21 protein-coding genes and 1 pseudogene are annotated in these 26,386 nt (G+C 62.4%); 17 read left to right on the top strand and 5 right to left on the bottom strand.

From position 1 onward, the window contains the following. Nucleotides 1-6 precede the first annotated feature (6 nt). From IB279_RS35660 to IB279_RS35645, 4 genes are all read left to right on the top strand, one after another. The gene (locus tag IB279_RS35660; RefSeq protein WP_113188489.1) at nucleotides 7-444 is read left to right on the top strand and encodes an SRPBCC family protein; all 438 of its coding nucleotides are present in this window, start codon (nucleotides 7-9) and stop codon (nucleotides 442-444) included. Between the two features lie 582 nt (nucleotides 445-1,026). Then, nucleotides 1,027-3,126: an OmpA family protein gene (locus IB279_RS35655; protein ID WP_192341157.1), complete on the top strand. Its 2,100-nt coding sequence runs from the start codon at nucleotides 1,027-1,029 to the stop codon at nucleotides 3,124-3,126. 332 nt (nucleotides 3,127-3,458) lie between these two features. Further along, on the top strand, nucleotides 3,459-4,487 hold the full coding sequence (locus IB279_RS35650) for a four-carbon acid sugar kinase family protein (protein ID WP_110819275.1): 1,029 nt from the start codon (nucleotides 3,459-3,461) through the stop codon (nucleotides 4,485-4,487). Nucleotides 4,488-4,490: 3 nt separating this feature from the next. After that, entirely contained in the window at nucleotides 4,491-5,192 is a 702-nt protein-coding gene (locus tag IB279_RS35645) for a FadR/GntR family transcriptional regulator (protein WP_034796126.1), read from the top strand. A 58-nt stretch (nucleotides 5,193-5,250) separates the two neighbouring features. On the opposite strand, the gene IB279_RS35640 is transcribed toward IB279_RS35645, so the two are convergent. From IB279_RS35640 to IB279_RS35630, 3 genes are read right to left on the bottom strand one after another with little or no spacing between them, the layout of a single operon-like run. Continuing rightward, nucleotides 5,251-6,369 (bottom strand): iron-containing alcohol dehydrogenase, encoded by a 1,119-nt coding sequence (locus tag IB279_RS35640; RefSeq protein ID WP_192341155.1) that lies wholly within the window; start codon nucleotides 6,367-6,369, stop codon nucleotides 5,251-5,253. Between the two features lie 4 nt (nucleotides 6,370-6,373). Further along, nucleotides 6,374-7,330 (bottom strand): 4-hydroxythreonine-4-phosphate dehydrogenase PdxA, encoded by a 957-nt coding sequence (pdxA, locus tag IB279_RS35635; protein ID WP_060580796.1) that lies wholly within the window; start codon nucleotides 7,328-7,330, stop codon nucleotides 6,374-6,376. Continuing rightward, nucleotides 7,327-8,523 carry an exo-alpha-sialidase gene (locus IB279_RS35630; RefSeq protein WP_192341153.1) on the bottom strand — a complete coding sequence of 399 codons (1,197 nt, stop codon included), beginning with the start codon at nucleotides 8,521-8,523 and terminating at the stop codon, nucleotides 7,327-7,329. The genes pdxA and IB279_RS35630 overlap by 4 nt, the downstream gene beginning before the upstream one ends. A 230-nt stretch (nucleotides 8,524-8,753) precedes the next feature. On the opposite strand from IB279_RS35630, the gene IB279_RS35625 reads away from it, so the two are divergent. From IB279_RS35625 to IB279_RS35600, 6 genes are all read left to right on the top strand, one after another. Next, complete coding sequence (locus IB279_RS35625) at nucleotides 8,754-9,623, top strand: DMT family transporter (protein ID WP_063979509.1); 870 nt, start codon at nucleotides 8,754-8,756, stop codon at nucleotides 9,621-9,623. 56 nt (nucleotides 9,624-9,679) lie between these two features. Beyond that, nucleotides 9,680-11,149 (top strand): ABC transporter substrate-binding protein, encoded by a 1,470-nt coding sequence (locus tag IB279_RS35620; protein WP_210338778.1) that lies wholly within the window; start codon nucleotides 9,680-9,682, stop codon nucleotides 11,147-11,149. An 87-nt stretch (nucleotides 11,150-11,236) separates the two neighbouring features. Further along, nucleotides 11,237-12,151, top strand: a complete 915-nt coding sequence (locus IB279_RS35615; protein ID WP_060603520.1) for an ABC transporter permease — start codon at nucleotides 11,237-11,239, stop codon at nucleotides 12,149-12,151. Between the two features lie 10 nt (nucleotides 12,152-12,161). Continuing rightward, nucleotides 12,162-13,094: an ABC transporter permease gene (locus IB279_RS35610; RefSeq protein WP_192341149.1), complete on the top strand. Its 933-nt coding sequence runs from the start codon at nucleotides 12,162-12,164 to the stop codon at nucleotides 13,092-13,094. Next, on the top strand, nucleotides 13,087-14,706 hold the full coding sequence (locus IB279_RS35605) for an ABC transporter ATP-binding protein (protein ID WP_060518061.1): 1,620 nt from the start codon (nucleotides 13,087-13,089) through the stop codon (nucleotides 14,704-14,706). The genes IB279_RS35610 and IB279_RS35605 overlap by 8 nt, the downstream gene beginning before the upstream one ends. Before the next feature lie 28 nt (nucleotides 14,707-14,734). Next, on the top strand, nucleotides 14,735-15,625 hold the full coding sequence (locus tag IB279_RS35600) for a dihydrodipicolinate synthase family protein (protein ID WP_192341147.1): 891 nt from the start codon (nucleotides 14,735-14,737) through the stop codon (nucleotides 15,623-15,625). Between the two features lie 33 nt (nucleotides 15,626-15,658). Here the strand turns inward: IB279_RS35600 and IB279_RS35595 are convergent, their stop codons facing one another. Beyond that, nucleotides 15,659-17,674: a transcriptional regulator gene (locus IB279_RS35595; RefSeq protein ID WP_192341145.1), complete on the bottom strand. Its 2,016-nt coding sequence runs from the start codon at nucleotides 17,672-17,674 to the stop codon at nucleotides 15,659-15,661. Between the two features lie 79 nt (nucleotides 17,675-17,753). Between IB279_RS35595 and IB279_RS35590 the strand changes: the two genes are divergently transcribed. Then, nucleotides 17,754-18,842, top strand: coding sequence for a PLP-dependent cysteine synthase family protein (locus IB279_RS35590; RefSeq protein ID WP_060518054.1), 1,089 nt, complete (start codon nucleotides 17,754-17,756; stop codon nucleotides 18,840-18,842). A gap of 11 nt (nucleotides 18,843-18,853) precedes the next feature. Continuing rightward, nucleotides 18,854-20,356: an aspartate aminotransferase family protein gene (locus tag IB279_RS35585; RefSeq protein WP_113188492.1), complete on the top strand. Its 1,503-nt coding sequence runs from the start codon at nucleotides 18,854-18,856 to the stop codon at nucleotides 20,354-20,356. Nucleotides 20,357-20,412: 56 nt separating this feature from the next. On the opposite strand, the gene IB279_RS35580 is transcribed toward IB279_RS35585, so the two are convergent. Continuing rightward, on the bottom strand, nucleotides 20,413-21,216 hold the full coding sequence (locus IB279_RS35580; RefSeq protein WP_090301932.1) for a class I SAM-dependent methyltransferase: 804 nt from the start codon (nucleotides 21,214-21,216) through the stop codon (nucleotides 20,413-20,415). A 104-nt stretch (nucleotides 21,217-21,320) separates the two neighbouring features. On the opposite strand from IB279_RS35580, the gene IB279_RS35575 reads away from it, so the two are divergent. From IB279_RS35575 to IB279_RS35555, 5 genes and pseudogenes are all read left to right on the top strand, one after another. Next, nucleotides 21,321-22,454, top strand: a complete 1,134-nt coding sequence (locus IB279_RS35575) for an ABC transporter substrate-binding protein (RefSeq protein ID WP_090426889.1) — start codon at nucleotides 21,321-21,323, stop codon at nucleotides 22,452-22,454. Nucleotides 22,455-22,512: 58 nt separating this feature from the next. Beyond that, entirely contained in the window at nucleotides 22,513-23,652 is a 1,140-nt protein-coding gene (locus IB279_RS35570) for an ABC transporter substrate-binding protein (protein WP_375292976.1), read from the top strand. Beyond that, entirely contained in the window at nucleotides 23,652-24,719 is a 1,068-nt protein-coding gene (locus IB279_RS35565; protein ID WP_226020927.1) for an iron ABC transporter permease, read from the top strand. Before IB279_RS35570 ends, IB279_RS35565 begins: the two co-directional genes overlap by 1 nt. Continuing rightward, entirely contained in the window at nucleotides 24,713-25,465 is a 753-nt protein-coding gene (locus IB279_RS35560) for an ABC transporter ATP-binding protein (protein ID WP_034796220.1), read from the top strand. The genes IB279_RS35565 and IB279_RS35560 overlap by 7 nt, the downstream gene beginning before the upstream one ends. Before the next feature lie 566 nt (nucleotides 25,466-26,031). Beyond that, a pseudogene (locus tag IB279_RS35555) lies at nucleotides 26,032-26,386 on the top strand (NAD(P)(+) transhydrogenase (Re/Si-specific) subunit alpha); the annotation flags it as partial.

Here is a 26,386-nt window from a genome sequence, read left to right as displayed (position 1 = left end):
GGAAATGTGGCAAAGGCATATGCAAGCGCAGTGATCGACGCGCCGATTGAGACCGTCTGGAAGGTCGTTCGCGACTTCAACGGCCTGCCGGGCTGGCACCCGGCCATCGCCAGCAGCGAAATCGAGGAGGGACGAAGCAGCGCCGAGATCGGTTGCGTGCGCTCCTTCTATCTCAAGGACGGGGCGCATGTTCGCGAGCAGCTCCTTGCCCTCACCGATAGCGACTACGCGCTGTCTTATAATTTCGTGAAGCCGGCATTTCCGGTGACGAACTATGTCGCGGGGATCAGGCTGCTTCCGATCACCGATGGCAACCGCACCTTTGCCGAATGGACCGCCGTCTTCGACGAGGCACCGGAGGACGCTGGCAAATACGTGGAGATCATTTCCACGCATGTCTTTGCAGCCGGCTGGTCGGCGCTTCAGGCGAAGCTCGCCGGCTAGACGCGTTCGTCTGGCGGGTGGCGCGGCCATTGCGCCGCCCGCCGAATGCCTTGCGGTCGCAACGGCCGCCGGTTGAGGCCGCGTGCCAACGCTGCCCACATCAACTCAATGGTGGCGGCCGAAAGAGTTTTTTGCCGACACCACTTCATCCAGGATCAACAGGACGGACGTCTGCTCCGCCGATGGGGCGATCGAACCCCAGCATGCCCAATGCCGCCTCGCGCCTCTACCGGGGTAGGTGAACGGCAATCCGGATCGGCCAGCGTCGCGGCTGGCGGCCGCTCAAGTGGATCGCCACGACCTAGAGCCATCTTAGTGATCACGGCTGCTCGTACACCCGGCCGATACTCCTCATCTTTGCCTTTCCGTTTCCCGGGACGGGCCGCCCGACCCTGCAGTTAGCAGTTTCGCAATAGGGTCTGCTGGGCGGAACCGTTCGTTCGCTGCTGCGTTGGGACTAGCCTCTGACCGCCACAAAAGTCGGAGGCTCGGGTGATGGCCCCGCTTGTGCCGCGTCGTAAGGCGCGCCGTTCCTACAGCGCCAACGGGCGCTGGGGTCTCCCAGTAACAGGAGTGAAAATCATGTCGATGCCTTCCAAACTTTTCGCAACGGTGGCCCTTCCAGTCTTCGCCGCATCATTCGTGATACAGCCGGCGCTGGCCGAGAGCCTGAGGGTGCCGTTCCAGGTCGCTCAGGAAGCCGTCGACCAGCAGTCACCCGAGGATTTGCTGCTGCTCAAGAAGCGCAATAAGCAGCAGGACGCGGGGGAAGGGCAGGTAGAACAGCAGCAACCGCAGGCCGAGGAGCCGCAGCGCCAGGCAGAAGAGCCGTCTCGCAAGAAGCGCAAGCAACAGGCTGAAGAACAACAGGCGCCCGAACGCAAGAAGCGCAAGCAGCAGGCAGAAGAACAGCAACCCGCCATCGAGGAAGGCGCTCCGCGGCAGGCTGAAGAGCAACAGGCGCCTCAGCGCAAGAAGCGCAAGCAGCAGGCAGAAGAACAGCAACCCGCCATCGAGGAAGGCGCTCCGCGGCAGGCTGAAGAGCAACAGGCGCCTCAGCGCAAGAAGCGCAAGCAGCAGGCAGAAGAACAGCAACCCGCTATAGAGGAAGGCGCTCCGCGGCAGGCTGAGGAACAACAAGCACCTGAACGCAAGAAGCGCAAAGAGCAGGCAGAAGGACAGCAATCCGCTATAGATGAGAGCACTCCGCAGAACGCTGGGGAAGCGCAGGTACCGGTGCCCAAGAAGCGCAAGCAGCAAGCTGAACGTCGGCAGCCGGAAGAGCAAAAGCCGGCGCCACAGACCGGTGAGAGTGAGCCGCAGCCCGTTCCAGGGTCTGAACAGCCCGCCACGGCCGAGCAGCGCCAGAGTGAGGAGCCTCAGGCCAAGCCTGCACCTGTTGTCGTCGACAAGCGCACGAAGGCAGACAAGCGCAAGATCGCCCAGGATCCTGCGGCGACCGACGAAACCGTTGTGCTTCCGGTCGATAACGGCGCAGCTGTGCTCGATAGTGACAAGGACGCCGACAAGTCCGGAGGCGACCAGGGGCGCGAGGCTCGGCGCAAGCAGCGCGAAGAATTACGCGTCCAGGAAAAGAACGTAGCGCCGCCGACAGATGACGCCGCGGCCCAGGCCGAAATCCCGGCCGACGTGCGGCAGGCGGCCCCGCAGAGGATCGAGGCCGGGATGAAGGAGGAAGGTCGACGCGTTGACGCGGCGCCAGCCTTCGCGGTTCCGGACACGACGAACATCGTCAACAAGACCGTCATCAACAATACGATGATCAACAACAGGACTGTCAACAACACCACGAACAATGAGGTGACTGAGGTGCACGTGGTCGAGAGGCTCGACGATCGCGTCATCCTTGGCGTCGGCGACCAGATCTTCGTGCGTGGTGATGATCGTCCGCGCCTGCGCCACGACGCGCGGGAGGCGTACTACGACGAGCTTCCGCGCGGCCGCGTGCGTGAAACGATCGTGCGCCCGGGCGGCTACCGGATCGTCACCGTCTATGACCGTTACGGTGACGTCTTGCAGCGCTCGCGCGTCGACAGCGACGGCAACGAATATGTGTTGATGTACGCGCCGGACTATCAGGACGAAAGGCGCCCGGCGATCGTCGACGTCGGCTATGACCTGCCGCCGATGCGCCTGACGATCCCGGTCGATGACTACATCGTCGACTATTCGCAGGAGCCGGATCGAGATTACTACGCGTTTCTGTCCGAACCGCCGGTCGAGCGCGTGGAGCGTATCTATTCCATCGATGAAGTCCGCAATTCCGCCCGTCTCCGTGACAAGGTCCGGCGCATCGATCTCGACACGATCCATTTCGAAACCGGCAGCGCCGAAGTGTCGATGTCACAGGCAAAGACGCTGCGGACGGTCGCCGACGCCATGCAGAAGGTGCTCGGCAAGGATCCCGGTGAAACCTTCTTCATCGAGGGGCACACGGACGCTGTCGGTTCCGACCGGTCGAACCTCGTCCTCTCCGACGAGCGGGCCGAGTCCGTCGCGGTCCTCCTGACGGAAGTCTACGGCATCCCGGCGGAGAACCTGGTGACGCAAGGCTACGGTGAGCGTTTCCTCAAGATCAGTACGCCCGAGCCGGAGGAAGAGAACCGCCGCGTGACCATCCGACGCGTGACGCCACTGGTACGCCCAGTCGCACAGCGATAACGCTCGCGACGTCCAGCCACCATGCGTTCGCGACGGCGCCCGGGAAGCTCAGTGTTGTTCGGTCAGATGACGTGGCGCCCTTAGACGAGAGCGGCGAAAACCGTCGCAGTCCTCGTGATCGAGGCTTATGGCATCACGCCGGGAAACCTGCCGTTGCCATCCTATTGCGAGCGCTTCCTGAAAATGGGCGCACGGAAGCCCGAGAACGAGAACCGATGCCTAACATCGGCCGCGGCAGAGTGCACCTAATTTGTAATTTCTTTCCAAAAAATATTGACATTTCAATATAAAATTGACAATTAAAGATAACAACAAATCGTCTGGATTTTGAGATGCTCGTCATTGTCGCTGATGATCTGACCGGCGCTCTGGATGCCGCGGCGCCCTTTGCCGCGCGGGGCTTTTATGTCGAAGTCGCTTTGGCGCCCGAAGCGATCGATGATGTCCTGAAAACGGGGCCGGACGTGGTTTCGGTCAATCTCGGATCGCGAGAACACAGCCCCGCATCCGCCAGGCAACGAACAGTTGCCACGCTCGCTGCGCTGCCTTCGGGTTCGCGCATCTTCAAGAAGGTCGACTCCCGTCTTAAGGGCAACATCGTCGCCGAACTCGACGCAATGTCTTTCGGATCGGCGCTCGTGGCGCCCGCCATCCCGGCCTTCGGTCGGGTTGTCATGTCCGGCAGCGTGCAAGGCTTCGGAGTAGATGCGCCCATCTCCGTTGCCGAGAAGCTCGGCCGGCATGCGGCCAAGGCCATCATCCCGGACGTATCCACTGAAGCCGAGATGCGCGCCTTGCTTGAGAATGCGGAAAGAAGTGGTACGGATCTGCTGATTGGAGCGCGCGGTCTGGCCGAGGCGCTTGCCGAACGGATGAGTGGCGGTCAAAAACCGCGGGCTGCCCAGGTGATTGCCGGTAGGGCTTTGTTCGTCGTTGGGTCCCGAGACCCGATTACCCTTGCCCAGATCGACACGCTTCGCAACGACCTTGCCTTATCCTATTTGCCCGCGCCCAACGGGCGGCTTTCGGCCGCAGACGACACCGGCGGCGCAATCACGCTCGTTCAGGCGGTGCCGGGTGAAGGGGAGTTGACGCCGGAGGCCGTTTCCGAGGCGCTTGCCGAGAGCGTCTGTCCGGGCCTTGTCGAACGGGCAGGGACGCTGCTTCTGTCCGGCGGCGCAACTGCAGAGGCAGTTTTGAGGAAAATGGGCATCCAGCGTTTTCGCCTGCTGGGCGAGTGCCTGCCCGGCCTGGGCTTGGCTGAGGTCGAGGGACGTTGCATCATTGCCAAGTCCGGCGGATTCGGCGCGCCGGATACGCTTAAGGAAATCGCGGAGGCTGTCCTTCGCAAGATGGGATGACGGATGGGACTGGAGAACGGAACAGCACGCAAGAGCCTCGGCGATCTCGTCTTTGAGCGCATGCACCGTGCGATCAAGTCCGGCGCCTACAAGCCGGACGAGCGCTTGCCTACCGAGCACGAACTGGCAAGTGAATTCGAGGTTTCCCGTCCGATCATTCGAGAGGCGTTGCGCCGGCTGCGCGAGCAGGGTTTCATCTATTCACGCCGCGGCGCCGGCAGTTTCGTTCGTGCTGTCGGCATGCGTGAGCCGCTGGGCTTCGGACAACTGGAAAACGTCGCCGATCTTCTGAACTGCTACGAGTTCCGATTGACGGTCGAGCCGGCTGCCGCGCAGGCTGCTGCCGAGCGGCATGACGCGGCCAGCTTGTCCGCCATCCGCCAGGCGTTGGAACTGATGCGGGACGCCACCAACCGGCAATCGCACCGGGAGGATGCGGACTTCCAGTTTCATCTTGCGATCGCACGTGCGGCCCAGAACAGCTATTTTTTCACGGCAATGGAAGCGCTCAAGGATCACATCGCGGTCGGGATGCGGTTTCATGGCGCCTCGGTCAAACGGGAGACGACCGGGCTGACGCGCGTTTTCGGGGAGCACGAAGCGATCGCGGAAGCGATTGCCGCGCGTGAAGGCGTAAAGGCGAGACAACTCATGCATGACCACCTTTCCGGATCCCGCGAACGTCTGTTCCAAGCGACCAAGTAGTCGACAAAGCAAAAACCCCGGCAGACGCCGGGGTTTTGTTTTTTGCATGGTCTATGGATCAAAAGGCTGCCTTGTAGACGGCAAGCACGTCCTCCACACTCATATCGCTCGGGTTGTTGTCCATGAGCCTTCGGTTGGCATGGGCCTCGCTTGCATAAAGCGGCAAGTCGTCGGCACTTGCGCCGTGAGCGGCAAGCGACATCTCGATGCCGAGATCACGGCAGAAGCCACGGGCAGCGCCCAGGAGTTCCTGGGAGGAGAGATCTTCGCCGAGACCAAGCGCCTTTGCGACTTCTGCCGTCTTGGCCGCGGCAACCGGTTGGTTGAAGGCGAGCACATGCGGAAAGATGATGGCGTTTGCCAATCCGTGGGGCAGGCGAAGCCGCGTTCCGAGCGGATAGGCGATGGCATGGCCAGCCGCGGTATTGACCGGCCCAAGGCAGATGCCGCCGTAGTAGGAAGCAAGCATCATCCCTTCTCGCGCCTCGGTATCGGCTCCATCCCTGACTGCGCGGGCGAGATGTTTGCCCACGAGCTTGAAGCCCATTCGGGCAAAGCCGTTGATCATCGGATGGGCGCGGCGATTGGTGAAGGCTTCCACGCAATGGGCCATGGCGTCGACGCCGGTGGCGGCGGTTACCGCCGGCGGCACGGAATAGGTGAGTTCCGGATCGAGAACAGCCAGGTCGGCAATCATGTGCGCGCTTTCGACCGCGATCTTGTTTCCCTTGACCGGGTCGGTGATGAGCGAGCGGATCCCGGCTTCCGAGCCGGTGCCGGCGGTCGTTGCTACCTGAGCCAGGCGGGTGTTGCGGCCGAGTACGCGGTTTGGCCCGGCGACATCGGCAAGCGTCTGCTCGGAGTCCCAAAGCACGGCGACAAGCTTGGCGACGTCGAGCACCGATCCGCCCCCAAGGCCGACGATGAGGTCCGGGCTGTTTTGGCGCGCGAAGTCGAGTGCGGCATCGAGCGTGTCGACATCGGGTTCGCCCGGGATGGCGTCGAACACCGCAACGCGGCCGGAAAGCTTCAGGCGGTCGACGAAGCCTGCGGTGATCGGCGTGGCGATGACGAGCACTGAACGGGCATCGGCCGCCCAGGCGCCGACCTCTGCGATTGTGCCGGCGCCGACGGCGAGGCGGCGCGGCTGATAAAGGGTGATGGGAGCGATGGTCATGGTGTCATCCTCGCTTGGCGTCGCCTGCCACCAACTTGCGGGCATAGGCGATGGCGGAGTTCATGTTGCCGTGGTTGGCGATCCCCTTGCCGGCGATGTCGAAGGCCGTGCCGTGATCGACCGAGGTTCGGTCGATCGGCAGGTCCACCGAGACGTTCACGGCGGTGTCGAAGGCGACGAGCTTCACGGGGATGTGCCCTTGGTCGTGATACTGCGCGACCACGAGGTCGAAGGCGCCCGAATAGGCGCGATGGAACACCGTATCTGCTGAAATCGGCCCATAGGCATCGATGCCTTCCGCGCGTGCTTGCGCAACGGCCGGCACGATCTGGTCGTCATCCTCGGTGCCGAACAGGCCATTTTCGCCACAGTGGGGATTGATGCCGGCGACCGCGATTTTGGGCGCTACGTAGCCGATACGCTTCAAGTGAGCGTCGCCGGCGCGGATCGTGGCGAGCACCCGTTCCGTCGTCGAGCGTCGGATCGCCTCCTGCAGCGCCACGTGGGTGGAAACGTGGATAACCTTGAGGCGCTCGGAGGCAAGCAGCATGTAGGCGGCCTTGGAGCCCGTGAGGCTGCGCAGCATTCCGGTGTGGCCGTCATAGTGATGACCAGCAAGGTTTAGCGCTTCCTTGTTGATGGGCGCCGTGACGATGCAACCGATCACACCGGCTTCTGCGTCGCGCACTGCCTTTTCGATGAAGCGAAAGGCCGCGTCGCCGGCGACAGGGCTCAGCTGTCCCCAGGCAAGCGGCGCACCTTCAATCGGCAGATCGACGACATGTCCGGTGAGATCAACCTCAAGGCCGAGAGCGGCGCGGGCCGCTTCGAGCGTCGCGAGATTGCCGTAGATCCGGACCGTATCGCGTTCTTGCGGCGACATGTCGGCCAGCGCGCGCACCGAAATCTCGGGGCCGACGCCGCACGGGTCGCCCATGGTTATGCCGATGATATTGCTCATGAAGGTCTCCGTTGGTCAGCGTGGTCCCAGCCAGGGGCCAGGCGGACATATTTGATGGCGCGCCGGTGGTAGGTGTAGGCAAGGTGCATGGCGCCGTCCGGCCCCTCCAGCAGCCAGGGATAGGACATCTCCTTGTTGCGGCCGTCGGTCGAGTCATTGGAAAGGCATGTCCCGGGGCCGTCCTCGATCAGCAGGCGCACGGGAAATGTCTTGCCGCCATCTTGAGAGAGGCAAAGAGAGACTGGCGCGCGCCGGACACCCCAGATCGGAACGCAACCGCCCGTGGGGTCGGCGTCCGGGCGGTTGTCGTCCTCGCCGAGCTCGTCATAAAGCGACGTGCGTCGTTCGGCGGTGTCGGCCGCGCTGACGGGGTTGCAGATCATCGCGATCCGGCCGTCTTTCAGACTGAGAGCGGCGATCGAGGAATTGTTGTTCGGGATGTCACTGGCCTCGGGCCTGGACCAGGAGCGGCCCTCATCGAGGCTCTCGGTCCTGTAGACCCAGTCGGCCTGCCGCCGGCGGAAAAAGGCAGCAAGACGGCCTTCGCCAAGCGACACCGGCGACATGTGCACGCAGCCAATGGACTGATCCAGTTCTTCCAGTTGCCAGGTCTCGCCCTGATTAAGCGAAATGCCGACGGCTGCCGTATCATGGCTGCCGTTCCACTTCTGCCCGGGGCGCTGAACGCAGCGAAAGATCGGCAGCAGCCACGCGCCGTCACCGCGCACCACGAGCGGCGCGCGGATGAAGCAGCCACGGGGAAGGTCCAGGTAACGGCCTTCGCTGGTCGTTAGTACCAGCGGATCGGAAGCATCGCGGCGGACCTCAGCCATCCGGATCCGGCACTCGTCCTGATTGCCTGAGGGTTGGGAGGTGTGAAAGAGCCACAGCCTGCCATCGGGCGCAGTGAAGAGCACCGGGTTTTGCTCCGAATGCGCGGCATCGAAGCTCAGGCGCTGCGGCGGTCCCCATTGCGTCGCCCCCTTGGGCAGCACCGAAGCAAAGATGGAAATGTCCGATTTGCCCTCGAGCGTGCCGCCGAACCAGGCACAGGCGAGCGCGCCGTCTGAAAGCAGATGCAGGAAGGCTGCATGGTTCTGGATCATCGGCGACGGCAACAGCGCTTCCATACGCTCGGGCGACACGGTTTGAAGCAGGCCATTCATGCTGCGGGCGATTTCTTCAGGGTCCATGAGTTCCTCCTGTGTGCTTCGAAAATCACCCAATTTTCAAAGTTGTCAAGTTTGATAAAGTTACAAATAGACATGTGCCCGTTTACTATGGCGCATAACGCACTGATTTTACTGAAATATTTATTGTGATTATTTCGATACAAAATTTACATCGCGAATTAATTTGACAAACTTTGGTGAAAGGTGGATGGTCTGAACAAGCCGGCAAGAGGATGCCGGGAGGAGGTCTGATGCTGGAAGCCAGCCCGAAGGGGGCTAAGATGGCGGTCATGTTCGCGGTTGGTGCAGCGATCCTTGCTGCCGCCGACGCGGTGATCGTGCGGGCGCTGAACGGCGCCGTGCATCCTTTCGTCATCGGCTTCTTCCGCGCTTTCTTCGGCGCGCTCATCCTTCTGCCTTTTGTTGCCCTGCGCCCATCGGTGCTCAAGTCGAGCCACCCCTTGCGTCAGCATGCGGTCCGTGCCGGCTTCAAGCTGCTCGCCATGGTCGCCTTCTTCGCTGCCTTCAGCTGGGGGCCGCTTGCTGACGTGACGGCCATCGCTTTCATGTCGCCGATCTTCCTTTTGCTCGGTGCCGCACTGGCGCTGGGCGAAAGGCCTGGCCCGGCTATGATCGGTGCGGTGGTGCTCGGTTTTGGCGGCGCGATGCTGATCATCGGCCCCTCGGGAACCGGCTTCAGTCTCGCCATCCTTCTCGCCCTCACTGGCGCGATGCTCCAGTCGACCATTCAGTTGATCCTGAAGTCCATGTCGAAGGGCGATAAGACCTCAACGCTGGTCGTCTGGAATCTCCTTTTGACCGTTCCGATCGCGCTTCTTTTCGCCTTGCCGTTCTGGACCATGCCTGGGGCGAGGGAGATGACGCTTCTGGCGCTGCAGGGTGTCGTGGGAACTGCCTGCATGGGTATGATGACCCATGCTTTTTCACTCGCGCCCGCCACGATCGTCGCGCCGGTCGATTTTTTGCGCTTGCCGCTCGTGGCGCTCGGCGGCTTCGCGCTTTTTGGCGAACAGATCGCCCTCACCACCCTTTGCGGCGGCGGGCTCATCGGTTGCGCGGCGCTAATTGCCGCGCGATCCGGAAAAGCAACATCCAGCTGAACGAATTTCACTAGGGAGGAAATGCCGTGAAGAAATTATTTGTCTTGAGTGCACTCATGTTGAGTTCGGCCCTGTCGCCCGCATTCGCCGGGTCCGGCCCCATTAAGATCGTGCTGGCCGAGGAGGCCGACCTGCTGGAGCCCTGCATGGCCACGCGCTCGAACATCGGCCGCGTCATCATGCAGAACGTCAGCGAAACGCTGACCGAACTCGACGTTCGCAGTGACAAGGGCGTCATGCCGCGCCTGGCCGAAAAATGGGAGCAGAACGAAGACAGCAGCTGGCGCTTCCACCTGCGCAAGGGCGTCAAGTTCTCCGACGGCACGACCTTTGACGCCAAGGACGTCAAGCACAGCTTCGATCGCATCATGAGCGACAAGAACACCTGTGAATCGCGCCGCTACTTCGGCGGCATCACGGTGACCCCGACGGTCGTCGACGACTACACCATCGATTTCAAGGCCGACCCGGTTCAGCCGATCCTGCCGCTGCTGATGTCTCTCGTCACGATCGTGCCGGAGGAAACGCCGCTTGAGTTCGTGCGCGAACCGGTCGGCACCGGTCCGTACAAGCTGACCAACTGGACGCCGGGCCAGCAGATCGTGCTGACCAGCCGTGACGACTATTGGGGCGCAAAGCCCGAAGTGACGGAAGCCACCTATCTGTTCCGCGCCGACCCGTCGGTGCGCGCAGCCATGGTGCAGACCGGCGAAGCCGACCTTTCGCCGTCGATCTCGCAGCTCGATGCCACGAACCCGGCAACGGACTTTTCCTACCTCGACAGCGAAACCGTCTACCTGCGCATCGATCACAACATCGAACCGCTGAACGACGTTCGTGTCCGCCGCGCGCTCAACGTCGCCATCGACCGCCAGGCCTTCCTCGGTACCCTGGTTCCCGAAAGCGCATTGCTCGCCACCGCGATCGTGCCGCCACCGACGCTTGGCTGGAACCCCGACGTAAAGGTCTTCCCCTACGATCCGGAAGGCGCAAAGAAGCTGCTTGAGGAAGCCAAGGCCGATGGCGTCAAAGTCGACACGCCCATCACCATCATTGCCCGTTCTGCAAACTTTCCGAACGTGACCGAGATCATGGAAGCCATTCAGGCGCAGCTTGAGGAAGTCGGCTTCAAGGTCGAGCTGAAATTCGTCGAGGTCGCCGAGCACGAGCAGTACTATTCCAAGCCCTTCAAGGAAGGTCGCGGCCCGCAGATCGTTGCCGCCATGCACGACAATTCCAAGGGCGATCCGTCGTTCTCGACGTTCTTCAAATACGCAACCGAAGGCACCCAGTCCGGCTTCTCCGATCCGAAGGTCGACGACCTGATCAAGCGCGCGTCGGCTGCCGTCGGCGACGAGCGTGCCAAGCTCTGGTCGGAACTGATCGCCTATGTGCATGACGATGTCGTTGCCGACGTCCTGCTCTTCCACATGGTAGGCTTCTCCCGCGTTTCCGAGCGGCTCGAATTCAAGCCGACGATGGCGACCAACGGGACGCTGCAGCTCTCGGAGATCAAGATCAAGTAATCTGCCCTGGCGAACGACAGGTTCGCCAGTCACAACAGCAATCAAGGCGGTGGGCTGATCCCGCCGCCGGATTTCTTCGAGGGCGCCATGCTGAAATTCGTTCGAAAACGCGCCGTGGCCAGTCTGATCTCGCTCGTCGGGCTGCTCGTCATGGTCTTCTTCCTGTCGCGGTTGACAGGTGATCCGGCCGCCTTGTTCCTGCCGGTCGAAGCCTCCGCAGAGATGAAGGCGCAATTCCGCGAGCTGCATGGCTTGAACGATCCAATGCTGGTGCAGTTCGGACGCTATGTCAGCGACGTCGTCACCGGCGATTTTGGCGAATCCCTGCGCAAGGCGCGTCCTGCTCTGGACGTGGTGCTTGAGGCCTTCACCTGGACGCTCTGGCTCGCAGTCATCACCATGACGCTGGTCGCTGGTGCTGCGATCGTCGTCGGTTCGCTTGCCGCCTTCCGCGCTGGAGGCTTCTTCGATCGGCTCTCCTCGCTGATCTCGCTGGTCGGCGCTTCCGTTCCCGATTTCTGGATCGCCATCGTCGCGATCGTCGTCTTTTCGGTAAACCTCGCCTGGCTACCGACTTCGGGCACGGGGTCGCTGCTTCATTGGATCCTGCCGATCTCGGTTCTGTTCATCCGGCCTTTCGGCATCATCGTCCAGGTGGTGCGCGGCTCGATGATCGGGGCGCTTTCTTCGGCCTATGTGAAGACGGCGCGCGCCAAGGGCGTCAAATCCGGGCCGATCATCTTCGTGCATGCGCTGCGCAACGCCATGCTGCCGGTCATCACCGTCATTGGCGACCAGGCCGCGAGCCTTTTGAACGGCGCGGTAATCGTCGAGACGATCTTCGGGTTTCCGGGCGTCGGCAAGCTGATGATCGATTCCATCTTGCAGCGCGATTTCAACGTCGTGCTCGCCGCCATCCTCGTCACGGCGCTGGCGATCTTCCTCATGAACCTGCTGATCGATCTGGCCTACGCGCTGCTCGATCCGCGCATCCGGCACTGAGGAGGGGACCATGACCCTGCAGACCGCCGATACCGTTGGTACCGAAGAACCGCGCTTTGCCACCCGCATGTTCCGCATGCTGCTTGCCGACAAATTCGCGCTTGGCGCCGCGATCTTCCTGCTTTTCGTTCTCATCATCGCAATCATCGCAATCATCGGGCCGACCTGGCTCGGCGATCTCGCGACCAAACAGAACCTTAGAGGCCGCAACGCCGTGCCTTTCGACTGGGAGCGCGGCTGGGTCTGGTGGATGGGGGCCGATGCCCTCGGGCGGCCGCTGCTTGCCCGCATCATCGTTGCCACCCAGAACACGCTGATGGTGGCCGCCGGTGCCGTCGCGCTTTCAGCAACCGTCGGCACCTTCCTCGGCCTTGTCGCCGGCTTTTCCTCGCCGCGCGTCAATCAGATCATCATGCGGCTCGCGGACGTGATCATGTCCTTTCCGTCGCTGCTGATCGCAGTCATCGTTCTCTATATTCTCGGCTCGTCGATCCTGAACCTCATGCTGGTGCTGGCGATCACACGCATCCCGGTTTACCTGCGAACCACACGCGCCGAAGTGCTGGAAATCCGTGAACGCATGTTCGTGCAGGCCGCGCGCGTGATGGGCGCATCAAGCAAGCGCATCCTGTTCCGCCACATTCTGCCTGTCGTGCTGCCGACGCTGACGACGCTTGCGACGCTCGACTTCGCCTATGTGATGCTGGCCGAAAGCGCGCTTTCGTTCCTCGGTATCGGCATCCAGCCGCCGGAAATCACCTGGGGCCTGATGATCTCGCAGGGACGTCAGTACCTCACCAACGCATGGTGGCTTTCGTTCTGGCCCGGCCTTGCGATCATCCTTACCACCATGTCGCTAAACCTCTTGTCGAACTGGCTGCGCATCGCGCTCGACCCAGTGCAGCGCTGGCGTCTTGAAATGAAAGGTCGCAAGAATGGCTGACCATCTCCTGGAAGTTCGCGACCTGTCGGTCGAATTCCACACCGCAGTCGGCGTCGTGAAAGCGGTCCGCAATATCTCCTACCATCTCGACCGTGGCGAGACGCTCGCAATCCTTGGCGAGAGCGGATCCGGCAAGTCGGTCTCCTCCTCGGCGATCATGAACCTGATCGACATGCCGCCGGGACGCATCAGCTCGGGCGAGATCCTGCTCGACGGCGTCGACCTGCTGACAATGCCGGCGCAGGAAAGGCGAAAGGTCAACGGGCGCCGTATCGCCATGATCTTCCAGGACCCGCTGAGCCATCTCAACCCGGTCTATACCGTGGGCTGGCAGATCCGCGAGGCGCTCACCACCCACGGGACCGACGCCGCGAAAGCCGCTTCCGAGGCGTTGCGGCTGTTGACCCGGGTCGGCATCCCCGACCCGGAGCGCTCGCTCGACAAATATCCGCACGAATTCTCCGGCGGCCAGCGCCAGCGCGTCATGATTGCGATGGCATTGGCACTCAGGCCAGATCTCCTGATCGCCGATGAGCCGACGACGGCGCTCGACGTCACCGTGCAGGCCGAAGTGCTCGCGCTGCTTGAGGAATTGCAGCGAGAGACCGGCATGGCGGTCCTCATCATCACCCACGACCTCGGCGTGGTCGCGGAGATCGCCGATCGCGTGGTGGTGATGGAAAAAGGCGTCCTGGTCGAAGCCGGCACGGTGCGCGAGGTCTACAAGAACCCGCAGCATCCCTATACCAAGAAGCTGATTGCCGCCGCCCCAGGCAAGGGCGAGATGCATGTGCCAGCCGCTCGCGCCGAACCCGTTCTTTCAGTTCGCGACGTGCGCAAACGCTATGGCTCCTTCGAGGCGCTGAAGGGCCTGTCCTTCGACCTCATGCCCGGCGAGACCATGGCCGTCGTCGGCGAGAGCGGGTCAGGCAAGTCGACGCTGGCGCGCATCCTGCTTCGCCTCGACGAACCGGATAGTGGCAGCGCCTTGTGGAAGGGCCGCGACCTCTTCACGATGTCGCCCACGGAACTCTACAAGCTGCGCCGCGACCTGCAGATGGTCTTCCAGGACCCGACGCAGTCGCTCAATCCGCGTATGACCGTTTACCAGCTCATTTCCGAGGCCTGGGTCATTCATTCGGATATCTTGCCCAAGGCGAAATGGCGCGAGCGGGTGGCTGATCTTCTTGTGCAGGTCGGTCTCGGCCCGGAGCACATGGGCCGCTACCCACATCAGTTTTCCGGCGGCCAGCGCCAACGCATCGCAATTGCCCGCGCACTCGCACTCGAGCCGCAGCTGATCATCTGCGACGAGGCGGTCTCGGCGCTTGACGTTTCGGTGCAGGCGCAGGTGATCGCGCTGCTCGACCGGCTGCGCAAGGAAATGGGCATCGCCTTTATCTTCATCGCCCACGATCTGCCGGTGGTGCGCGACTTTGCCGACCACGTCATGGTTATGCAGAAGGGCAACATCGTCGAGCTTGGCACGGTGCGCGAGGTGTTCGACGCGCCGCAGCAAGACTATACGCGTGCGCTGCTTGCAGCCGGCCTCGACCCCGATCCCGACGTCCAGGCCGCTCATCGCGCCGCCCGTCTTCAGCGCGCGTCCTGAGGCGCCGTCCATTGAGAGGAAAACCCGCATGACCAAGCAAGCCTTCGTCGCCCTCGTGACCTGCTTCAACGAGGACGAGACCATTAACTACCAGGCGACGCGCGCCCAGGTCCGCCGACAGGTCGCATCCGGCAACAACATCATGTGCGCCGGAACCAACGGTGACTTCACCGCGCTGACATACGAGGAAAAGGTGCGCCTCACGGAGGAGGTGGTCGACGAGGTCGGCGGCCGCGTCAAGGTGATCGTCAATGCCGGCATGCCGGCCACCTTCGAGACGGTAAAGCTCGCCCGAGAATTCGACCGGATCGGCGTCGACGGGATCGCAGTGATCACGCCGTTCTTCATTGCCTGCACCCAGGATGGCCTTGTCCGTCATTTCTCGACCGTCGCCGATGCCGTGAAGACGCCAGTCTACCTCTATGACATACCCGCCCGCACGCAGAACCATATCGAGCCCGACACGGCGCGCGCCCTTGCCGGCCACGGCAACATTGCCGGCATCAAGGATTCCGGCGGCGCGAAAGAAACTTTGGAAGCCTATCTGCAGATTGCCCACGAGGTCGATGGTTTCGAAGTCTACTCCGGCCCCGATCATCTCGTGCTCTGGGCACTGCAGAATGGTGCGGCTGGCTGCATCTCGGGCCTCGGCAACGCCATGCCGGATGTGCTTGCAGGTATCTTGAAGGCCTTCAATGCCGGCGACATTGTCGAAGCGCAGAAGCAGCAGGCAACCTTTGCTGCCTTTCGGACCGACCTCTATGCACTCGGCTTTGCCCCGGCGATGGTCAAGCGCGCCCTCTACCTGCAGGATGCATCTGTCGGCGCAAGCCGACAGCCAGCACTTCTGCCAAACAAGGCACAGGACGAACAGATCGCTGAAATCCTTGAACGCTACCGCCTTCTCCAGCGGCTCTAAGACACGCAGGCGAATTTGGCCGGCACCGATCACTCAGGTCGCCAGCCCGATCAAGTCCGCCACTTGGCGATATCGGGCGATGACGTCGGGTGTGAAGTGGAAGGCGTCGAGGAAATTGTCCGTCCGGTAATCCGGCTTCTGCAGGCGGATGCGGGCCGCGTAGCTGCGAGCCTCACTGAGGCGTCCGGCGAGCGCAAGACAATGGGCTGCGATCGCGAGGATGTGCACATGCGCGTTCGGACGGGCTGCCGCCTTGATCGCCCAGTCTGCAGCCTCCTCGAAGGCGTCCAGCCGGATGAGGGCAATCGCGCGGGTGCCGAGCATGCCGAACAGCAGCGGGTCGTAGGGGCTTAAAAGCCGCGAGTAATCAGATGCGGTGATCGCCGCTGCGGGGTCGCCGGACTGCGCGTGCACGAAGGAGAGCGCATAGTGCCCGAGAGCGAAATTGGGGCTGAGAAGGACCGAGTGCTCCAGTGCGCGCACCGCCTGGTCGTGGTCTCCGGTCAGCCAGAGGGCACGCCCCATCGACCAGTGCGCGGCGGGGTTCTGATCGTCAACCAAGAGGCTCTGCCCGGCGGCCTTGAGCGCGTCCCGGGTCTCGCCGTCGCGGTCGCCCCAGCGCTGGAATGCCCTTTGCCAGTGGGTGAAGGACAGCCCTGCATGGGCGCGTGAGAAGGTTGGATCGAGGCGTGTCGAAAGGCGGAAGAACTCGGCGGCGCGCTCGTTTTCCTCGGCGGTGAAGCGAAACATGTGCCAGAGGCCGCGATGATAGGCCTCCCAGGCGTCGAGCGAATCCGGAGGCTTCAGGATCGCGCGGTTGCGCTCTTCGTTCTCGATTTCAGCGGCGATCGACGACACGATGCTGTTGCTGATCTCGTCGACGACGGCAAAGTGCTCGGCCGCGCGCGCCTCGAATCGCTCAGTCCAGACGATATGGGCGGTGGCCGCCTCTGCGACCTCCACGTTCACGGCGATCCCGAGTTCGTGCTGTTCCAGGAAGCCGGTGGCGACATAGTCGACGCCGAGCCGGCGGCCGATTTCCGGCAGTTCGAGCCCTTCGCCAGCGATGGCAAAAACAGAGCCTCGGGCAATAACGAAGAGACTGCGCAGGCGCGCCAGCTTGCTGATGACGTCATGCGCGACCGCGCTGCCGAGATCGTTCCGGCCCGCCCCGCCCGCGACAAGTTCGCGGAACGGCATGACGGCAATCGAGGCGCGGCGCGCGACCGTCACGTGGATGGGCTCGGAAGGTCTGCCAACACCGTCAGAAACGACGACGACCGCCGGTTGTCGGGACAGGGGCCTGAGGCGTTCCCATGCCTCTCGGATCGGCGCGAAGTCCTCGCCCTCATCGGCAAAGAGGCGCGCTGCCGCATCGAGATGCCGGTTGCAGGCGTCGCCCATCCGCCTGCGGGACAGTTCCGCCAGGAAGCGGAGATTTGCGTCTGCGTCGAGCGGCGCGAGGTCGAGCCATTGCCGGGCTGCCGGCAAGCCGTCCTCACCGCCGACGGGTGTTTTCTTGCCGATTTCTGCCGCGATCTCCAGCGCGTATAGGCGAAACTCGCTCCGCACCGATGTCAGCCAGTGCTCGAAGGCAGGGCTGTTGTCGATCTCGACCCCTTCGAGCAGATCGCCTCCGCATCGTCCAGCAATCGGCCGCAACGCCTCCAGATCGAGGTTTCCGATACCGCGCCGCCTTGCTTCCTGGATGTGGCGTGCGTCGATGTCACAGTCTTCGAGATCGAGTGAAATCCGGTCGTTAGCCGTGATCACGCGCTTGCGGCCATCCGTGTCCATGAGCAAGCGGATTTTGCTCAGGCTCCAGCGCAATTCACCGCGCGGATCGCTCGGCACTTGCCAGAGCAGATGGCAGAGCCGTTCCCGAGGAACCGAACCTGGCGTCAGGGCCAGATAAGCGAGCAGCGCGCGCACCTTGCGCGACGGCGGTAACGGCACGGCCACCCCGCGGCGCATGAGTTTCATCGGCCCGAGCAGCCGCAGTTCCAGCTCCTTTGCCGAAAAAACCACGTCCGGGCCATCCGTTTCCATGCGCACTCCCACGCCGGCTCCCACGCCAGCACTTTAGCATCCCTCGCCGAACCTAGCATCCGGAAGAGTGAGAGGACCCATGCCAAACAATTCTGGACTGAGAACCACGAGCGGCCGCGGGCGGCTTTTCGACAGCGTGCTGGAGACGATCGGCGACACGCCGGCGATCCGCGTCAACAATCTCGGCGTCGGCAACGCGACCATCTATGTCAAGGCGGAGTTCTTCAATCCGGCTTCGTCGGTGAAGGACAGGCTGGCGATTGCGATCATCGAGGAGGCCGAGCGCACAGGCAAGCTGAAGCCCGGACAGACCGTAGTCGAGGCCACCAGCGGTAACACCGGCATCGGACTGGCGATGGTCTGTGCGCAAAAAGGCTATCCGCTGGTTGTCACCATGGCCGATAGCTTCTCCGTCGAGCGCCGCCGGCTGATGCGCATGCTGGGCGCCAAGGTCGTTCTGACGCCGCGCGCCGAGAAGGGCCTGGGCATGTATCGCAAGGCGATCGAACTCGCAGAGAAGAACGGATGGTTCCTCGCCCGGCAGTTCGAGACCACAGCCAACGCCGCGATCCACGAGGCGACGACCGGCCGGGAAATCGTCAACGACTTTGCCGGCTCCCGTCTTGATTACTTCGTCACAGGCTACGGCACCGGCGGCACGGTGGTTGGCGTCTCCCGGGTTTTGCGGCGTGAGCGTCCGGAGACGAAGATCGTGCTTGCCGAGCCCGCCAACGCGCAGTTGCTCGGCAGCGGTCATGCGCAACAGCGCGGAACGGGCGGTGCGCCGGCCGCCAGCCATCCCGCCTTCGAGCCGCATCCGATCCAGGGCTGGACACCGGACTTCATACCCGACGTCCTGCAGGAGGCGATTGACAACCGCTACTATGACGAACTCGTCCCCATTGCCGGTCCGAAGGCGATGGAATGGGCCAAGGCGCTCGCACAGAAAGAGGGCATCTTCACTGGCGTTTCGGGCGGCGCGACCTTCGGCGTTGCGCGCCAGATCGCGGAGCACGCGCCGGCCGGCTCGGTGATCCTGTGCATGCTGCCTGACACAGGGGAGCGCTATCTGTCGACGCCGCTGTTCGAAACGATCCCGGCGGACATGGATGACGAGGAGATGGAGCTGTCGCGATCCACGCCCGGCTTCCAGCTCGCCGCCGAATAGGGAGAGGAACGATGGGAGCGCGATCACCGAGGCAAAGCGTGGGAGCCTTCACGCAACCGGAACTCCTGGCTACGCTCGAGACCCTCGACCCACCCGATTGGTCGTCCGTCTCGGCGCTCGCCCACCGGATCATCGACGATGCCGTCGGCCATCTCGGCCGCGTGCGCGAGCGTCCGGTCTGGCAACCGCTGCCGGAGGAGATCGAAGCGCTGTACCAGGCGCCGGTCCCGGATCGGCCGACGCCCCTCGAGGACGTGTACCGACAGGTCAAGGACACGGTGCTCGCCTATCCAATGGGCAACATCCATCCACGGTTCTGGTCCTGGTACATGGGCTCCGGCAACTTCACCGGAGCGCTCGGTGATTTCCTTGCAGCGATCCAGGGTTCCAATCTCGGGGGCGGACGCCACGCCGCTGCCCTTGTCGACCAGCAGGTCGTCGGATGGCTGCGAGATATGATCGGCTTTCCCAAGGCAGCGAGCGGCACGCTGGTCAGTGGCGGTTCGGTGGCCAACCTCGTCGGGCTGACGGTTGCCCGCAACGCCATGGCGGGCATCGATCTGCGCGAAGAGGGCGTTGCGGCCCTCACGGAACCCATGCGCTTCTACGCCTCGGATCAGGTTCATTCCTGCCATCGCAAGGCGGTCGAGACGCTCGGCCTCGGCAACAAGGCACTCAGACGGATCCCGACCGATTCCCGTTACCGCATCGACCTTGAGGCGCTTCGCGCGGCGATCGCCGAGGATCGCGCGCGGGGCTTCAGGCCTGCCTGCGTCATTGGTACTGCCGGTACGGTCAATTCCGGTGCAGTAGACGATCTCACCGCCTTGGCCGGGATCGCCGCGGAGGAGAACCTGTGGTTCCACGTAGACGGGTGTATCGGAGCGCTGCTTTCGATCGCGCCCGAGAACGCCTGGCGCGTCAAGGGCATCGAGCGGGCGGATTCCGTCGCGCTCGACCCGCACAAATGGCTGCATGCCCCCTTTGAGGTCGGTTGCGCGCTTGTCCGGGACCGGGCAAAGCACCGGGAAACCTTTGCGGTGTCGCCGGAGTTTCTGCAGGGCATGCCGCGTGGCATCGCCTCCGGTCAGTGGCTGCACGAATTCGGCTTTCAGACCAGTCGCGGCTTCGTGGCGCTGAAGGTCTGGATGGCGCTGATGGAGCACGGCATGGCCAAGTTCGGCCGGCTGATCGACCAGAACGTCGCGCAGGCCGCCTTCCTCGCCGATCTCGTCCGTTCGAATCCGCCTCTGGAACTCATCGTTGAACCGGAGATCAACATCGTCTGCTTCCGCTATGCGCCCGAAGGTCTAAATGAGGAGCGACTGAAGGAGACCAACCTCGAGATCATGCTGCGCCTGCAGGAAACCGGCGTGGCGGCGCTTTCCGACACGACGATCCGGGGCAAGCATTGCCTGCGCGCGGCGATCTGCAATCATCGCACCCGCCCGGACGACCTGAACCTTTTAATCTCGGAGGTCCTGCGGATTGGCAGCGAGATTGCGCAGTCGTGAGCCCGGTCGTTTTGCGCATGAACACAGTCACTGACTGCGTAGGGTTTGCCTCGGCCCTAAGGTTTCGTCGCGCGAATGGCGTAGCGATGCTGCGACTGTCGCGCCAAGCCCTTGAAAAGGTTCCAATTCGCGGCCTGGGTGCGATGGATTTCGCGAAGGTCCCTGTCGATCGTAATCTCGGTAAAGCCGGCTTCGCGCAACAGCGCGACGACGGCCTCGGCGCGGGCGCCTTGTGCGAAATGCACGCGGGAGAGGATGCTGCGGTGCGTCGCCATCATCTGCGGGGAACCGGTTGGCGTCTCAGCCTTGAACAGGCCGAGGCGCTGTCCCCATGTGCTGAGCCTAGAGAACAGCCGCTCGAGCGCGGTTGTATTGACGAAGTCGCCATCGACGATCAGCAACATGCCGCCGGGCTTCAGGACCCGTAGCCATTCGGCAAAGGCTGCGGCCGGGTCCACGAGCGTCCAGACCAGATGCCGGTTGACGATTACATCGTAATGGTTGTCGGGCTCCATGGTATTTTCGGCGTCGCCGAGGGCGAAGCGGATCGCTCGCCCGCGCTTGCGCGCCTTATCCCTGGCGCGTTCGAGCATCGGCTCGGCCCAGTCGAGGCCCTGCACCTTGAAGTCGAGTTCATCGAGAAGATGCGAGATGACGCCGGTGCCGCTCGCAAGATCGAGCGCGGCACGCCCTGCGCCCGGCCCAAGGTGACGGAGAAACAGTTGATGCCAGGCCGCGCGTTCTTCCTCCGAGAAGATCTCGTGGCCCGGGGACAGATCGAAGGTAGCCGCGCGGTCCGACCAGTAGGCCTTGATTTCATCGCGCAGGTTGTAGTTCTGCCGCTCCGTCACATCGCTCATGTCGATACCGCTCGTTCCTGTTTGGAGGCGTTCTAAAAGATAAATGTTGACTAATAAAGTCATGAAACATTAGATCGCCTGAATTTTCCAGCGGAGCTAAAACAATGCGGTTTTTCAACAGGGTGGCTGCGGCCGCCGCAAGCCTTTGCGTGCTTTTTTCTACGGCAGCCTTCGCTGATGTCGTGACGTTGAAGGATGTCACGGGCCGAGATGTCGAGGTCAACGTACCCGTCGAGCACGTGATTCTCGGCGAAGGGCGGCAGATCTATTTCCTCGGCGCGCTCGACCGCGACGAGCCGTTCAAGCGCGTCGTCGGCTGGCGCGATGATCTGGCAAAGGCAGACCCTGAAAGCTATGCCGCCTATCTCGCAAAGTACCCTGGCATTGCCAAGCTGCCGACCTTCGGCGGCATGAAGGATGGCACCTTCGACATCGAGCAGGCGGTTGCCTTGAAACCCGATGTCGTTCTGATGAACGTCGACGCCAAGACGGCGACGGAGGAGGCTGGCTACATCGAGAAGCTCGCCAAGGTCGGTATCCCGCTCGTCTACGTCGATTTCCGCGAGAAGCCGATGGAAAACACCGAGCCGAGCATGCGCGTGATGGGCAAGCTTTTGGGAAAGGAAGAGAAGGCCGAGGAGTTCATCAAGTTTCGCGCCGAGAGCATCGCCAAGGTGACAAACGTTTTGGCGAAGGCCAATCCGAAGAAGCCGCTCGTTTTTGTCGAACGCGCCGGTGGTTACTCCGACGATTGCTGCATGTCTTTCGGTAACGAGAACTTCGGCAAGATGGTCGAGTTCGCCGGCGGCGTAAACATGGCAAAGGACATCATTCCCGGCACCTTCGGCGTGGTCAATCCGGAGCAGATCATCGCTGCCAATCCCGATCAGATCATCATCACCGGCGGCAACTGGCAGGGTTATGTGCCGGGTGGTGCCTGGGTTGGCGTCGGCTATGGCGCCGATGAGAAGGAAGCGGCCCGCAAGCTCGAAAACCTGACCAAGCGCCCGGCTTTCACCGGCGTTGAAGCCGTGAAAGACGGCCAGGTTCACGCCATCTGGCACCAGTTCTACAACAATCCCTACCAGTTCGTGGCCATCCAGCAGATCGCCAAGTGGCTGCACCCGGATCTCTTCGCGGACCTCGACCCGGAGGCGACGTTCAAGGAGTTGCATGAGCGCTTCCTGCCGCTTCCCTACAAGAGCGGCTACTTCGTCTCGCTGACGTCAGCCAAGTAAGCGGTTCGACAGCTGGAGGAGGGGAGGACTCCGGCGTCGCAACTAAAAAGGAATGAGAATGTCGATCTTCGGGAAAATCGCGTCGGCGATGGTCGCAGCCCTGGTATTGGCGGCTTTGCCCGCCAGTGCGGCTGAAATTGTCGACGTCACCGGCCGTCGGGTCGAAATTGCGCTCCCGGCCAAGCGCGTCCTGTTGGGCGAGGCACGGCAGATCCACGTGGCCGCAGCGCTGAAAGGCGAGCATGTCTTCGACACGATCGTCGGTTGGCGCGATGATCTTTTGAAGAAGGATCCGGACTCCTACGCTGCCTATGTGGAGCGCTTCCCCGAAATCGAGAAACTGCCGCGGTTCGGCTATATCCCTTCAGGCGATTTCAGCCTCGAGGCAGCGATTGCGCTCAAGCCTGATGTTCTGACGCTCAATCTCGAAGCGCAGCAGGCGGTCGAAGAATCGGGCTTCATCGAAAAGGCCGCTGCCGCCGGCATTGCCGTCGTCTATCTCGATTTCCGCGTGGATCCTGCCGCCAATAGCGAAAAATCGGTCGAAATCCTCGGCCAGCTCTTCGGTGCCGAAGCGAAGGCCCGCGAATTCATCGACTATCGCAATGCTCAAATCGGGCTGGTGACGGACCGCCTCAAGAAGGCGGGGGAAATTGTGCGGCCGAAAGTCTTCATCGAGCGCTCTCCCGGCATCACCGGCGACGTTGTCTGCTGCCGCACCTTCGGTCCGGCCAACTTCGGCAAAATGGTGGAAGAGGCCGGCGGCCACAATATCGGTTCTGACGTCATCAAGGGGACCTTCGGCGACCTCAATCCTGAGCAGCTGATCGTCAGCGATCCGGATCATGTCATTATCACCGGCAGTAACTGGTCGGCGGAATCCGATCTCAACCAGTTCGTTAGCGTCGGACGCGGCGCCGATGCGGCGGCGGCAGAAGATCGCCTGCGCGGCCTTATGCAGCGCCCGGGCTTTCCCGGCCTGAAGGCGGTGAAGGAGGGCAATGTGCATGCCGTCTGGCATCAGTTCTACGGCGCCCCTTACGAGTTCATTCCGATCCAGCAGTTTGCCAAGTGGTTCCATCCGGAGCTCTTTGCCGACATAGACCCTGACCGGACTTTCCGCGAGTTCCATGAGAAGTTTCTGCCGGTGACCTACCGCGCGGGTTACTTCGCCTCGCTTCCAAAGAGTGGTGAATGATGGTTGCCATGACCGAACAAGTATCCGGCGTTGAAGGGCGAGGGCGCTACCGCTCTCTCGTTTTGCGCCGCTTGGTGTTGATCTTCTGCCTCATCGTCGCGCTCTTTGCGTCGGTTGCAGTCGACATGGCTCTCGGGCCTGCGAACTATCCGCTCGCGGATGTGCTGACCGCGCTCTTTCGACCGGAAACTGTAAGCGACCAGCTCCGGGTGGTGATCTGGGACATTCGCATGCCGATCGCCCTGATGGCCGTGACGGTGGGTGCCTCATTGTCGGTCGCAGGCGCGCAGATGCAGACGATCCTTGCCAATCCACTGGCAAGTCCATTCACGCTCGGCATTTCCGCCGCTGCCGGCTTCGGTGCGGCCCTCGGTCTCGTTGCCGGCGTGGCGGTTTTTCCCGTCGCCGTCCAATACATGGTGCCAATCAACGCCTTCCTCATGGCGATGTTGGCGGCGCTCTTCATCCATTTCGCCTCCACCATGCGCGGCGTTACGGTCGAAACAATCGTTCTGCTCGGCATTGCGCTCGTCTTCACCTTCAATGCCGCGCTATCGCTGCTCGAATATCTCGCCTCCGAACAGGCGCTGGCCGCCGTCGTCTTCTGGACGATGGGCAGTCTCACCAAGGCAACCTGGCCAAAGGTCTGGATCACCGGCGCCGTGCTGCTGTTCGCCTTGCCGCTGTTTGCACGCCACGCCTGGGCGCTGACCGCGCTTCGGCTTGGCGACGATAAGGCTGCGAGCTTCGGTATCAATGTTCGAAGGCTCCGGCTCGAAGCAATGATGACGGTCAGCCTGCTTGCGGCGATCCCGGTCTCTTTCGTTGGCACGATCGGCTTTGTTGGTCTCGTCGCTCCGCACATCGCACGCATGCTGGTCGGCGAGGATCAGCGCTTCTTCCTGCCAGCTTCTGTGCTGTGCGGCGCGCTCCTTCTTTCGGTCACTTCGGTCGTCAGCAAGATGATTATTCCGGGTGCCGTCCTGCCGATTGGAGTCATCACCGCGCTCGTTGGCGTGCCCTTCTTCTTCGTGCTGATTTTCACCAACAGGAGGCGCGCATGGTAAGCCTGTCGCTGGAAAAGGTCGGCGCGAATTATGGCCGGCGCACGGTGCTCTTAGATGTCAACACCGGTGTCTTGCGCGGCGGTGGCCTGACGGCGGTGATTGGTCCGAATGCGGCCGGCAAGTCGACGCTGTTCAAGCGCATAGCAAACCTGACCTCCGGTCCCGGCACTGTCCACCTGTCCGATACGGCCAAGGGATCCGAAGGCATCTGCTACATGCCGCAGGATACCGGCGCCAATGCCGTGCTGACTGTCTACGAGTCGGTGCTGCTGTCGGCCAAGCAAGGCTCAGGCTGGAAGGTGAAGGACGCCGAACTCGCCGAGATCGACCGAGTGCTGGGCGAACTCCGGATCGCCGATCTCGCCTTTCGTGGCCTTGGTGAGCTCTCAGGCGGCCAGCGCCAGCTCGTCTCCATCGCGCAAGCTCTCGTGCGTAAGCCCGAAGTGCTGTTGATGGACGAACCGACCTCGGCGCTCGATCTCTTTCGCCAGATCGAGGTCCTTGGCTTCATGAAGCGTTTGTCGGCGCAGTCGGGTATGGCGGTGTTGATCGCGCTGCACGACCTGAACCATGCGCTGCGCTATTGCGACGACACGATCGTCATCAGTGGCGGGTCGGTGCTGGCGAGCGGCCCCACCCACGACGTCATCACCGCGGATATGCTGCGCTCGGTTTATCGCGTCGAGGCGCGGGTGGAGGCCTGCTCCCTGGGGCGACCGGTCGTCATTGTCGACGAATCCCTTTGAGGACGTGGACGCGCGGGTCGTTCACGTTCGAGCTCGTCACCCCTTTAAATCTGAGCAGCTACGAAAGCCGCAACTAGAACGTCCTCCCAAGGGGCCGCACGGCGCGGCACGCGGCGAGACCGCGTCGCCGTGCCGTGCCGAGGGCATTGAAATAAGAACCTCCGAAGGAGGGCTTGCAGCAGCGGCCCCGTAGCGTGTCGACGCCAGGCGCCGGATTGTCAGTCGCGGCTCGGCATGATCGTTTCATGAAACGCGCGCAGGTTCGGGACCCCTCTCTGGTGAAGCGTCGCTTCACATACGCAATCGGCGGCCCCCTGGAGCCGATGCAGCACCCTCTTCGTGGGGCGTCGCCGTCCCCTTTTTGTTGGCCATTGGTGCCCGAGCGGCCCGTCGGCTGGAGTGCTTGGCCGATAAAAACGATTAGTGAAAACTAAAAAGCGACAAGAATGGACGGATTCGCGGCAAAGCGTACTGGACAGTACTCTCAAGGTTTGCTTGTTCTGCTGTCGCATTGTTGAGGGACAAGGCATTGCCTAGTCGGCAGGAGAGGACAGACAAGCATGGCGATTAAAATTGGCGCGCCGCGGGAGGTAACCGCAAGCGAGGCGCGCGTGGCGCTGACACCTGACAGCGCGGTGCAACTTGCGAAACTTGGCTATAGCAGCATCATTGAGACGGGCGCGGGCGTTGCGGCCGGTTTTTCCGATGATGCCTATCGGGCCGTGGGCGTCGAGGTGGCCCCGTCGGCAGAGGCGCTGTGGGCTTCGGCAAATGTGGTCGCCAAGGTACGGCCGCCCGAGGCGAGCGAGGTCGCTTATCTGTCTGCGGACAAGACGCTGATCTCGTTCTTCTATCCGGGCCAGAATGCCGAACTTCTGGAGCTCGCCAGGGAAAAGGGCGCCAACGTCATCGCCATGGACA

It is taken from the genome of Ensifer sp. ENS06 (assembly GCF_014852205.1).
Classification (GTDB): domain Bacteria; phylum Pseudomonadota; class Alphaproteobacteria; order Rhizobiales; family Rhizobiaceae; genus Ensifer; species Ensifer adhaerens.
Note: the sequence above shows the minus strand (reverse complement) of the source record. Positions and strands in the feature narration are given on the sequence as shown.

Excerpts from the sequence above, each read along its gene's own strand:
- IB279_RS35655 (WP_192341157.1), top strand. The coding sequence starts at position 1,027 with ATGTCGATGCCTTCCAAACTTTTCGCAACGGTGGCCCTTCCAGTCTTC.
- IB279_RS35650 (WP_110819275.1), top strand. The coding sequence starts at position 3,459 with ATGCTCGTCATTGTCGCTGATGATCTGACCGGCGCTCTGGATGCCGCG.
- IB279_RS35645 (WP_034796126.1), top strand. The coding sequence starts at position 4,491 with ATGGGACTGGAGAACGGAACAGCACGCAAGAGCCTCGGCGATCTCGTC.
- IB279_RS35640 (WP_192341155.1), bottom strand. The coding sequence starts at position 6,369 with ATGACCATCGCTCCCATCACCCTTTATCAGCCGCGCCGCCTCGCCGTC.
- pdxA (WP_060580796.1), bottom strand. The coding sequence starts at position 7,330 with ATGAGCAATATCATCGGCATAACCATGGGCGACCCGTGCGGCGTCGGC.
- IB279_RS35630 (WP_192341153.1), bottom strand. The coding sequence starts at position 8,523 with ATGGACCCTGAAGAAATCGCCCGCAGCATGAATGGCCTGCTTCAAACC.
- IB279_RS35625 (WP_063979509.1), top strand. The coding sequence starts at position 8,754 with ATGCTGGAAGCCAGCCCGAAGGGGGCTAAGATGGCGGTCATGTTCGCG.
- IB279_RS35620 (WP_210338778.1), top strand. The coding sequence starts at position 9,680 with ATGTTGAGTTCGGCCCTGTCGCCCGCATTCGCCGGGTCCGGCCCCATT.
- IB279_RS35615 (WP_060603520.1), top strand. The coding sequence starts at position 11,237 with ATGCTGAAATTCGTTCGAAAACGCGCCGTGGCCAGTCTGATCTCGCTC.
- IB279_RS35610 (WP_192341149.1), top strand. The coding sequence starts at position 12,162 with ATGACCCTGCAGACCGCCGATACCGTTGGTACCGAAGAACCGCGCTTT.
- IB279_RS35605 (WP_060518061.1), top strand. The coding sequence starts at position 13,087 with ATGGCTGACCATCTCCTGGAAGTTCGCGACCTGTCGGTCGAATTCCAC.
- IB279_RS35600 (WP_192341147.1), top strand. The coding sequence starts at position 14,735 with ATGACCAAGCAAGCCTTCGTCGCCCTCGTGACCTGCTTCAACGAGGAC.
- IB279_RS35595 (WP_192341145.1), bottom strand. The coding sequence starts at position 17,674 with ATGGAAACGGATGGCCCGGACGTGGTTTTTTCGGCAAAGGAGCTGGAA.
- IB279_RS35590 (WP_060518054.1), top strand. The coding sequence starts at position 17,754 with ATGCCAAACAATTCTGGACTGAGAACCACGAGCGGCCGCGGGCGGCTT.
- IB279_RS35585 (WP_113188492.1), top strand. The coding sequence starts at position 18,854 with ATGGGAGCGCGATCACCGAGGCAAAGCGTGGGAGCCTTCACGCAACCG.
- IB279_RS35580 (WP_090301932.1), bottom strand. The coding sequence starts at position 21,216 with ATGAGCGATGTGACGGAGCGGCAGAACTACAACCTGCGCGATGAAATC.
- IB279_RS35575 (WP_090426889.1), top strand. The coding sequence starts at position 21,321 with ATGCGGTTTTTCAACAGGGTGGCTGCGGCCGCCGCAAGCCTTTGCGTG.
- IB279_RS35570 (WP_375292976.1), top strand. The coding sequence starts at position 22,513 with ATGTCGATCTTCGGGAAAATCGCGTCGGCGATGGTCGCAGCCCTGGTA.
- IB279_RS35565 (WP_226020927.1), top strand. The coding sequence starts at position 23,652 with ATGGTTGCCATGACCGAACAAGTATCCGGCGTTGAAGGGCGAGGGCGC.
- IB279_RS35560 (WP_034796220.1), top strand. The coding sequence starts at position 24,713 with ATGGTAAGCCTGTCGCTGGAAAAGGTCGGCGCGAATTATGGCCGGCGC.